This window comes from Microcystis sp. LE19-41.2A (assembly GCF_027530405.1).
Lineage (GTDB): Bacteria > Cyanobacteriota > Cyanobacteriia > Cyanobacteriales > Microcystaceae > Microcystis > Microcystis aeruginosa.
In genome coordinates this window covers 1-4111 of the sequence record NZ_JAPZQJ010000443.1, presented here as the reverse complement: position 1 = coordinate 4111, position 4111 = coordinate 1, and the positions used below count along the sequence as shown (strand labels likewise).

5 protein-coding genes are annotated in these 4111 nt (G+C 45.5%); 2 read left to right on the top strand and 3 right to left on the bottom strand.

Going from position 1 to position 4111, the window contains the following annotated elements; all coding sequences use genetic code 11:
* Positions 1-244: 244 nt before the first annotated feature.
* The 3 genes from O9290_RS18940 to O9290_RS18930 form a co-directional block, all read right to left on the bottom strand.
* Complete coding sequence (locus tag O9290_RS18940; protein WP_288057667.1) at positions 245-1609, bottom strand: GTP-binding protein; 1365 nt, start codon at positions 1607-1609, stop codon at positions 245-247.
* A gap of 194 nt (positions 1610-1803) precedes the next feature.
* Positions 1804-2268, bottom strand: a complete 465-nt coding sequence (folK, locus tag O9290_RS18935) for a 2-amino-4-hydroxy-6-hydroxymethyldihydropteridine diphosphokinase (protein WP_288057670.1) — start codon at positions 2266-2268, stop codon at positions 1804-1806.
* The gene (locus O9290_RS18930) at positions 2265-2975 is read right to left on the bottom strand and encodes a sirohydrochlorin chelatase (RefSeq protein WP_288057669.1); all 711 of its coding nucleotides are present in this window, start codon (positions 2973-2975) and stop codon (positions 2265-2267) included. Before O9290_RS18930 ends, folK begins: the two co-directional genes overlap by 4 nt.
* Before the next feature lie 295 nt (positions 2976-3270).
* On the opposite strand from O9290_RS18930, the gene O9290_RS18925 reads away from it, so the two are divergent.
* Together O9290_RS18925 and O9290_RS18920 are read left to right on the top strand one after the other, a co-directional pair.
* Positions 3271-3570, top strand: coding sequence for a type II toxin-antitoxin system HigB family toxin (locus O9290_RS18925; RefSeq protein ID WP_002763191.1), 300 nt, complete (start codon positions 3271-3273; stop codon positions 3568-3570).
* Positions 3557-3952, top strand: a complete 396-nt coding sequence (locus O9290_RS18920) for a helix-turn-helix domain-containing protein (protein ID WP_353852154.1) — start codon at positions 3557-3559, stop codon at positions 3950-3952. The genes O9290_RS18925 and O9290_RS18920 overlap by 14 nt, the downstream gene beginning before the upstream one ends.
* The last annotated feature ends 159 nt before the right edge of the window (positions 3953-4111 follow it).

Below are 4111 nucleotides of genomic sequence, written 5' to 3'. Positions count from 1 at the left end.
AAATCCTTATCTGGCAAGAGACTTAATTGATTAGTTCGCTCTAGAGCAAAAACAATTGACAAAAATCGCTAAATGCCTTTCTCTATAAGGGTTCCATCCCTTATAACCCCCGTCCATTGCATAACACAAACCGAAGAGCCTCAAAAATTAAGTTTCTAAAATTAGGAGTCGGTCATCAGTAGTCAGTAGGAAATATTTAATTGATCACTGTTGCCTTTTTTCCTTTTTCCTTTTTACCTTAAAATCACTGTTCTAGCTCTAGACGTAAACGATATAAGATAGTTTGCGGATGAACTTGAGCAAGAATTTGATTAATCACCGTACTCGGTCCGGATGCCCCCCAACTACAACCGCGTTCTAGATAGATTTTAGCGGCTTTCCCGATGATATAGGTTCCATAAGCGGCAATTGCTCCCTGTAGGAGAGCGGTACTACCGTAGAGGGTTAAAGAGGTAGGATTTTCAAAAATACTCGCCGCTGCCGCTGCCGTTTTGCCCAAACCGATAATCACAGTGCTGAGGATTTCCCCCACCAGCAACCCCGCACTACTGAAAAGTAGAGTCCGCCAGAGTTGACCAGCTTGGTGACTGGTAATTGGCAGGCCGTACAAACGAGCTAAAGCCCGAACTAGAGTCAAATCGACGATTGAAGCCCCTAGTAGGTCTAAAATAGCGATCGGATTGGCCGCAATCGCTAAAGCCTTATATTTCGCGTATTGCCAGATAATTTCCTCCGCTTGACTGTCCCGGAGTTCCAGGGTTTTTCTAGCGATATTTTCCTCCGCTTCTTGCCCTTGCACTAAAGCATTTAAGGCCAGCAGCGATCGCCCTTCCCGATTTAAAATCGTTAAGAGTTTATCTTGCAGCTCCTCAATTTGGGGGGGAGGGGTTTCCCACTCAGTCACCACGCGCCCATCGGGGTATTCCACCCGGACGGGAATCGGTTGCGGTTCGGCGGCTACCATAACTATCTCATCGCTAGTTAACAAATCTTCTAACGTTTTTTCGTCCCGATTGGTTCCTAATCTCTGTAACTGCTGAAAAATCTGACGGCGATCCGCTTCTGGATAGAGATCAATCTTATTAAACACCAAAATGATCGGTTTTTTCGCCTGGCGCAATTCTGCCAAGGCCTCGTATTCGGTCCGGGTAATATCCCCCGCGACGATAAATAAAATCAAATCGGCACTTTTAGCGACTTCTCTGGCCATATTCGCCCGCGCTTCCCCTTCAATCTCATCCAATCCGGGGGTATCGATTAATTCTATCTGGATTTTACCCGTGGCTGGTATCCAACGCACCGATCGCGGCCAGCGTGTCACCCCGTGCAGGGGTCCGGTTGCCAGGACTTTTTGACCGACTAAAGCGTTTACCACCGAGGATTTACCGCGACTGACTAACCCGAAGGCCGCCACCCGAATCACTGTTTCATCCAGTTTATCCAAGGCCGATTTGAGGGACTGCAAATCCTGTTTAACGGCGGCCTGAAGTTGGGGATCGGGGGGATAATTCCAATGGCGGCGAAAACTGGCATACCAAGTTAAAGCCTGTTGTAAACTAGCTTTAGCCTGATTGTAATGAGTTTCCTCGATCGATGGGGTCTTGGTCACGGTTGATTTTTTTACTGTTTATTGATGCTGCTGCCTTTATTGTAGAGTTTCGGGGCGGTAACTGAGACGCGGTTATTTGGGGTGGTGGGGAGGTGGGGAAGTGGGGAAGTGGGGAAGTGGGGAGCAGGAGAGATGGGGGAATTTCAACTAAAACCCTAAAACCCTAAAACCCTAAAACCCCAACACCTAACATCCTACTCCGCCAATCCCAATTGCCCCAATAGCTGAAAGATAGTTTTTCCAGTGACGGGATCTCGCCAATCGGGGGCAATTTCTGCCAGGGGAAGCAGCACGAAGGCCCGTTCTCGGCAGCGGGGATGGGGTATCTGTAATTCGGGCGTTTCTAAGATCAGGTCATCATAAAATATTAAGTCTAAATCGAGGGTACGCGGTCCCCATCTTTCCCGTCGGACTCTCCCGAATAACTGCTCGATTTCTAATAATTTATGCAGTAAATCTAAGGGCGATAAATCCACTTGCACAATGGCGCAACCGTTGAGATAATCGGGCTGAGGAGGGCCGACGGCTGCGGTTTGATACCATTGGGAATGAGCTTCTAGTTTAATTCCTTTGACTCGCTCTAATTCCCCTAAAGCTTGCCCTAAAATTGTCGCTGAATCTCCTAAATTACCGCCCAAAGCGATCGCTGCCCGCTTCATCCACATCCTTCCTCAACAATAATCTCGGCTAATTCCCCCGTCGCCCCCAAAGATTTACCTAAAGATATATTGACATTTGGATGCTTTTGTGATAGTTCAAAAACTTGGGCTTCGATCGCGGCGGTAATTCCACCAGTAAAGAGGAAATAGGGCAGTATAGCAATTGTTGGGCTACCTTGAGCAATTAAACTCTCGATTTGTTGGCATAAACTCGGTTCTATCGACCAATAAGCTGTAATTGCCCCAGAAAACGCCGCTAGATTTTCCACTTCCCGATTACCCCCGGGGCGACGACTACCGTGGGACAGTAAAATGCGATCTTGGTGGCTTAAATCGGCAAATTGTCGGGATAACAGCGATTTTATGCCCTGATAACTGCCTAAATGGGGCTTTAACTCTAGCTCAATCGGCGATCGCACTTTGGCCACGGCCGCGGGAATATCTTCTTTAACGTGAACCCCCGACAGGAGAAACAGGGGGATAATCTGCAACCGGTTACATCCTTGGCTTTGTGCTTGTTGGGCAAAAGCTTCTATTTGTTGATGGAGAGGTGTTATCGCTAATTCTAGGGCGGCAGTCCCTACTAATACCCGATTATCTGCTTCTAGAACCGCTATAGATCGGCTAAACTCCGATTTACTCGCCAATCTTTCGGCGGGTTGACTGATTTTTTCTTGAACTAAGGCTGCTAATCGTGTCACCGCCATGGCTGGACGCGGATCGCGACTACCGTGGAAAACCAATAAGTAGGCTGAGGAGGTCTTCAAAGAAATCTTGCCAAAATAGTTTAGTTTTTAGCCTAATACATTTTCTCTCCCTTTAGGCATCAATGCCCCTGATATTCTCAATTTAGCTGGTAAGCGGGAAAACGTCCCCACTAGCCCCAAGTGCTACCATTTTACGGGATGTAAAGTGTGAGCAAATCAGCCCGCCGGCTTGAGTTAGCCTAGATATTGAGATATAATTGCTATTGACAGAAACTGCCAGAGGTATATTTGTATTATGCGGGTAATTAGCCGTCGAATACTTCGCGATTTCTGTATGACCAACGCTAATTCCTGCGAGTCTCTCTATGATTGGTATAGAGTCGCTAGTAAAGCAGAATGGCAAAATCTAATCGATGTGCAAGCCACTTATAAAAGTGCTGAATCTGTTGGTAATTTCACTGTTTTTAACATTAAAGGAAATCACTATCGTCTAATTGTAGATCTAGTTTATAACCGACAGACTATCTATATTAAATATATTCTTACCCACGCCGAGTACGATAAAGAAAATTGGAAAAATGATGCTTACTTTTAATTCTAAAACCTATGGAGAATTACTCGCTCACTATCAACCAAAAGCAATCACCACAGAGGCGGAAAACGAGCGAGCGATCGCAATTGCTCAAGAGTTGGAACATCGCTCGGAACTTAGTTTAGAGGAGGAAGCTTTACTGGAGTTATTGATTAGTTTGATCGAAAGGTTCGAGGCAGATAATTATCCAATTCCTGACAGAAATCCTTTAGCAACTTTACGGCATCTTATAGAAGCTAACGAGATAGAATATGCAGAGCTAATTACTATTTTGGGTTCCCCTGATGCGGTGCAGCAAATAATTAATGGACAACGCAGCATCAATCAGTCAGAAGCTAGGTCTTTGGGAGCATATTTTCGGGTTGATGCCAGTTTATTTACTTGATAAGTAACTAAGGAAAATTAATTAGGGTTTGCTGAATAAATCTAAAAACCTTGTTGGATAGGGTTTTTAGACTTGTTTTCCCTCAAAAAGTGCCGACCTTTGGAGTGATTGGGGGGAAAATTCAGGTACTTTTTCCCTGAAAATTAGGTAATTGACCCC

Bases quoted from the DNA above. Each gene is read 5' to 3' on its own strand.
- folK (WP_288057670.1), bottom strand. From the start codon at position 2,268: ATGAAGCGGGCAGCGATCGCTTTGGGCGGTAATTTAGGAGATTCAGCG.
- O9290_RS18920 (WP_353852154.1), top strand. From the start codon at position 3,557: ATGCTTACTTTTAATTCTAAAACCTATGGAGAATTACTCGCTCACTAT.
- O9290_RS18925 (WP_002763191.1), top strand. From the start codon at position 3,271: ATGCGGGTAATTAGCCGTCGAATACTTCGCGATTTCTGTATGACCAAC.
- O9290_RS18930 (WP_288057669.1), bottom strand. From the start codon at position 2,975: ATGGCGGTGACACGATTAGCAGCCTTAGTTCAAGAAAAAATCAGTCAA.